The sequence below is a fragment of the Candidatus Igneacidithiobacillus taiwanensis genome (assembly GCF_031962545.1).
GTDB lineage: Bacteria > Pseudomonadota > Gammaproteobacteria > Acidithiobacillales > Acidithiobacillaceae > Igneacidithiobacillus > Igneacidithiobacillus taiwanensis.
The window spans coordinates 1-5495 of sequence record NZ_JAVRKK010000138.1 but is presented as its reverse complement, the minus strand read 5'-3'; the positions used below and the strand labels follow the sequence as shown (position 1 = coordinate 5495).

Here is a 5495-nt window from a genome sequence, read left to right as displayed (position 1 = left end):
AGTTAGCATTTATTGCGGATAATAGAGACGCGACCGCCGAAGGCCGGGAGCGTCACTAGGAATATGCCATAAGTACGGGCGCGACTGCGATAGCCAGGAGCCCCGATATCGGCAGCCTGTCTCTTTTGCGAGCGTAGCGAGCGAAAGAGACAGGCAGGGGCACTACAAATTAACTATATAATTTTGCTATATTTTTTCTGCTAGAAGCCATACTGAAGCGATGCGGGTATCATGCCGAATCACCCGCCAACCGGCCTTGTGATGCCTCTGGACCAGGCGCGACTGACCCACGATCGCACCGCCGGAAATTATCCGCCGTGATGTCCAACACGACGTAAGAATAATGTTCGCTTTGCAGGAAGCGACTAAAAAATGATCCTGTGTCTCTCCGTGGAGTTGCCGCTCCCATCAGCGAATATGGCAGTATTTCGCAAGCGTGCAAGGAACACTTACCACATGGCCTTGGGTCTGGAGAGACTCCCAATACTCAAATCTGCTATTAGCAATCTCTGGGCCAAAATATCGGCCATGTGGGGGTATTGGGGAAAATTACTAGTCAAAACAGGTTTTATTTATTATACCGATTATTTTTGACAAAATTAAAATAGATCTTATATCACCACTGGTTTATCATTATGCACGATTACTGAAACAGAAGAATTACACAAAATCAGAATTATTTACGAGTTTATACAAATACGGGCATCTATAGCGATATTATTGATAAAATATCCATTTCGATCAAAAAGCCGGCGGTCTATTTGACGTCGGCTTTTTGTTTCAGTGCATTCCTTTCGAGTGTGCTGAAACAAAAATTTTTTTTCAAGGAGGTGTAATTATGTCAAGGAATTACGGCATCGGAACCCGCGATCTTGGGTCGGCTGGCCGTTTATGGCTGCAAAGGCCCCAGTCCGGCTTATCGTATTCCTCTATTGCCACCTATTCCCAGCGATGGGAAGGGAGTTTTGTGCCTTTTGCAAAAGCGCAAGGCGTCAAGCGGATGGAACACATCACAAAAGAGCTTGTAAGCGACTATGCGAATCATCTTATCCAGCAAGGCCAAAGTGCCGCTACGATCAAAAATAACATTGCGGCAATCAACGCCGTGATGAAGCAAGCAAATTCTGGATGGCAAGCAGTCAAACCGTCGGAAATCGGAGTGCCGAAGCGGTCGTATGTGCGGACGGAATCACCGATACTCGATAGAGACCCCCTTGTAAGGGCCAAGGCCAGTCTATCCGATGGCCGAGCAAAGGCAATCATTGATCTGACACGAGAGCTGGGACTACGGCGAAAAGAAGCCTCTTTGTTAGACGCCAGAAAAGCCATCAAAGAAGTGAGAACCAAGGGGCAGGTCACGATTACAGAGGGGACAAAAGGGGGTCGAACTAGGGTCATACCAATCACAAATCAACGGCAAATCGACAGCCTACAAAAAGCCGCAAATGTGCAGGGCAAAGGCGAGCACTCCATGATTCCAGCCGATAAGTCATATCGGTCTTTTCGCCCCGTGCTTGATCGAGCAAATGAGGCACTTGTCCGGGAGACAGGCGGCCAGACTTTTCACGACCTGCGATCAGCCTTCGCATGTGAGCGATACAAGGCGATCACAGGCAGCCCCGCCCCAGTCATTGCAGGGCATCGAGTAGCAAGCAAAGCCGACGATCACATGGCACGAGTGCAGATAGCTAAGGAGCTAGGCCACGGCAGGACAGACGTTACAGCGGCATATCTTGGGAGTTCTCGATGAGTAAATTGACCAGAGAAGTGGAAAACTTGGCCCGTGTCTATTGCAGGCATGGTGGAAAACGCTACAGGCGACGGCAGAAGGGGCTCTGGTTGCGTTTTGTGCAGTTCTGCGAGCCGATGGGTTGTTTCAGTTTAGGACAGATCGGGAAAAGGCATATCGAGGCTTACTTTGCAGAGCTTCGACAAAAAGGCCGGACTGATAACACGCTGTACGAGCATAAGCTGGCAATCGTTGCGCTGTATGAAGCCGCCAATCTCAACCCTCCCACAGTTTTGGCCCGCATTGGGAACCCCAAACCGAATAGGGCCGAGCGACGGCGGAGACGGATACAAAGGCAATGGCAGCAGGTAGCAGCCAACGACCCGATTTTCGATGCCGAAAACAGCGAACCCATCCCCCCGGACCTCCCCCCCCCATCCGTGCCAACACTAGCAACTTCGTTCTTTCCGCTATCGTACTCCCGCGGCCTTCGGCCTTGGGCGCTGCCCTGCGCCCTGCGCTCGCTCCGCTCGCTAGGTCTCGGCCAGCCTGAGTTAGTTTTTACGGTTTATTCATTCGTCCAAAAGCGCTGTTATCTGATATAGGCCGCCGGTTCATTGCCAAACCTTACAAATCATCTGATAGCCAGAACCCAATTGTCCGCCTAGACACCCCAAGCTCTTTGGCTATCTGTTCCTGCGTGTACCCCTGCGCCCGCAAGAGCCTTGCGGTGGCGCGTTCCTGCTCTCTGGATTGCCTGCGGGCTTTACCACTGGCTATGCCGCCAAGTGGAGCGATCTCTAACTGGTTAGTCGCCATACGTCCCGCCTCTGCCTGATTCGTAGCCCTCTTGCCCCTCTCCGCCTGTAGTTCTGGCGTGTGGGTGCGCTCGATGAAGTCTTGCAGGCCTGCAGGCGTGATGTGCCGCCAAGTCCACTTAGCGATGCTCTTGGCTATCGCTCTGAGTTCCGATTCATAGAGGGGCGCATGAAATTGCCCGTTAATGGGCCGTAAATACCCCAAAATCGCATCCTGCCATCGGGGTAAGCCATTGGGTGCCCAATAGTGCCTAATCTCGCTGTAGGCCCATTGCCGCACCGTATGGAACAGATAAACGTTCCGCCCCGTCTGGTAGGCTTCCTCCGGGGCTTCTGGGACATAGCGCCTGGCATTGGCCGCATCGAGGTTCAGATGCTCCGCCAGTTCGCCAAGGGTCCAGCAGTGATCGTGCAAGACATGGGTTGACCAATACGGATGGACTAAGTTTTTGCTTATAAGGCCGGCATAGCGGTCGTCGGCATCCATCTTGACGCATAACCCACGCTCTACGGCTGCAAGATAGCGCTGAGGCGCTTCCCTGCCTGCCTGGGTGCAGGTAACGCCAGCCTTGAGGAAATAGAACAGGTGGCCGTGGCCGTTCTCAGGATTGAGCGCTAGGGCGTTCGGGATCGGCTCTACAAGGCTTTGCAAGTCGATACGGTGATCGACGTCCAGCACAATGTCCCAGATCTGCGTCGGTGGGTTGTGCTGGATGTATCGGTAGGCCAAGGCCTGCTTTCTGGACCGGACATGCAGGCCTTGGCCAAGGTCATCGGTGCAATAGGGCCTATGGGGTAGGTGTTTAAGCCACTGGTGTAGGAGCGCTGGGATACCTGGATCGGGGGCTGGTTGCTCGGTGGATTGGGTCTTGCGCTTGCGGGCTTTTGACTTGAGTATGCCGCGTTGGAAAAGCCAGTTGAGCCTATAGCGTTCGGCGTCTTGGGGTTTGTCTCGAACAAAGTCTGAGATGTAATCCTGGACGTACTCAAGCGGGACAAGCCAGCCGCCAGGGAAAATACGATCATTGGAGGCCATGCTGCCCTCCGGCTCGCTCGTCTGCTGCTATCTGACGGGGCCGGAGGGTTGGAGCTTTGCTATAGCAGATGCTATAGTTTCTCCAAGCCTCGTCGGCCCATGCTGCCCCGATTCCTAAGCCTGCTACAGCTTTGTCAGGAATCGGGGCATTGCGTTTCTGAATCATTGCAATGCCTTTTGTTTTCAAACCATCCAGCGAATCTACTCTCTGAACCGCTGTTTTGCCAAGTGGCTGTTCATGAGTGACAAAAGAGAATACCTTTTTGTCTCATAACGCCCTCTCATCGGCAGGCGGCTAACTCAGCAAAATCAGGCCATCCGTTCCGCCGCTGGCCAGGCCCACAAGACAGAAGGACGCAAAAGGTCTTACAAAAGGGTAAGCCGCCATGGGCCAATAAGCGCTGCGATTCGGTATAAAAGTCGTCCTTGAGTTCCATACAAAATATTTTTTTGTATAATCAATAACTAAGTAATCATATTCGGGGTAATTACTATGGCAAGGAGAAGTAACCCTTTTGCTCAAGCAGGTCATCCAGAGCATGAAGAATATATGAAGGCAAGAAAGATCATTCTTTCGGACTTCCCTTCCCTGAAAGAGAATTTTCCTTATGCGGTTGGAACAAGAGAAGAAATTATTGAGCATTATAAAAATAAAGGGGAAGAAATAGACGAAAGATATATATCACAGGTACTCCGTTCTTACTCAATAAGAGATGAGTATCTAGAGAGCATTATCGAAAAAACTCAACGTTTTGACATACACGGAAACCCTGTTGGCGAGATCCGCGATGAAGATAAAGCTCGTGCACAAAAGGAGCTTGAAAAGCGGAAGAAAAGAAGAGAGCGAATGAAGATGGAGAAAGAAAGTCAGGCGGAACAGGATCGCGAGACGGAATGATGCAAAAGTCCCATGGCCGGAAAAATGGCAGGCTCCCTAGTGGTTTTACATTCGCATTAAAATCGCAGATCCACCGGAAGAGGAAATGGAGCGATGAAAAAGCAAAATCGGAAATTCGGTGCCACCCTAGGCACCATCACCGCTGTCGCAATGTTGAGCGGCTGCGCGGCCAACATGAATATCCCCGGCAGCAATCCGCTGCGGCAGACCAGCTATGTGCAGCAAAACTATAAGGGCCATGCCTTCGAGGTCGGTTCTGTTACCTTGGCGAACCCGAAAATGGACAAGCCGGCCTGGGATCACCCGTTGCCTGGGAAGTATTACCTGAAGCTGATCCGCGCCGAACTCCTGGCCGCGTTCCAGCATTATCACCTTGGCGACGGTACCAAACCGGCATACAAGGTGAACGTAGCGGTAAAGGATTGGCACTTTACGTCTGGTGGGTTTGATACATGGACAGTTGGTCACCTCTACGCTGACACCAGCGTGGAAAATCCGCAAACTGGCCAAAGCACTCCGCCCTTCCAGGTCAAGGTGTGGGATGCAGGTGGCTACCGCTGGGCCTACTGGTCCGCGCCGTCCTGGGATTATTGCCGCCGCCTGCCTGTTGGCCTTGGGGTATTCGTTGCCAAGGACATGAAGCGGTTACAGGAGGGGAAGTCGCTGGATGATTTTTCCAACAGTTACGATGGCCTCTGGAATGCCGACATGGACCAGTTTCGCGGCGTCATCACACCAGGCAACTCCCTCAGTCAGCAACAGATCGAGCAGATCACCGGCCTGAGCAAGGAACAACTGGAGGATTACGCGAAAAAGGCGGGAAGTTAACGCGTCCTGAAAGACCGCAAGCAGTAAAGAAAAACGCCGACGATGCTTTGTCGGCGTTTTACTTGGCATTTTGGGGCCCAAAGAGGGCTACGCAGGTAGCTCTTGCAGCACTCACAGCGTAGGTATAGGATAAAAGAACTGTACCGCCATTCGTCATCGACGATAAACCGCCGCCGGCCCCGGCTA

Annotated in this window: 5 protein-coding genes; 4 read left to right on the top strand and 1 reads right to left on the bottom strand. The window is 52.1% G+C overall.

Annotation, left to right across the window (positions count from 1 at the left end):
• Window positions 1-838 precede the first annotated feature (838 nt).
• Together RTI30_RS12175 and RTI30_RS12170 are read left to right on the top strand one after the other, a co-directional pair.
• Entirely contained in the window at window positions 839-1750 is a 912-nt protein-coding gene (locus RTI30_RS12175) for an integrase domain-containing protein (protein ID WP_312283865.1), read from the top strand.
• Entirely contained in the window at window positions 1747-2334 is a 588-nt protein-coding gene (locus RTI30_RS12170; protein ID WP_312283864.1) for a hypothetical protein, read from the top strand. Before RTI30_RS12175 ends, RTI30_RS12170 begins: the two co-directional genes overlap by 4 nt.
• Before the next feature lie 22 nt (window positions 2335-2356).
• Here RTI30_RS12170 and RTI30_RS12165 read toward each other — a convergent pair whose 3' ends face one another.
• Window positions 2357-3583 (bottom strand): replication initiation protein, encoded by a 1227-nt coding sequence (locus RTI30_RS12165; RefSeq protein ID WP_312283863.1) that lies wholly within the window; start codon window positions 3581-3583, stop codon window positions 2357-2359.
• 493 nt (window positions 3584-4076) lie between these two features.
• On the opposite strand from RTI30_RS12165, the gene RTI30_RS12160 reads away from it, so the two are divergent.
• Window positions 4077-4481 carry a ProQ/FINO family protein gene (locus tag RTI30_RS12160; protein ID WP_312283862.1) on the top strand — a complete coding sequence of 135 codons (405 nt, stop codon included), beginning with the start codon at window positions 4077-4079 and terminating at the stop codon, window positions 4479-4481.
• 93 nt (window positions 4482-4574) lie between these two features.
• Window positions 4575-5309 (top strand): hypothetical protein, encoded by a 735-nt coding sequence (locus RTI30_RS12155; protein WP_312283861.1) that lies wholly within the window; start codon window positions 4575-4577, stop codon window positions 5307-5309.
• The last annotated feature ends 186 nt before the right edge of the window (window positions 5310-5495 follow it).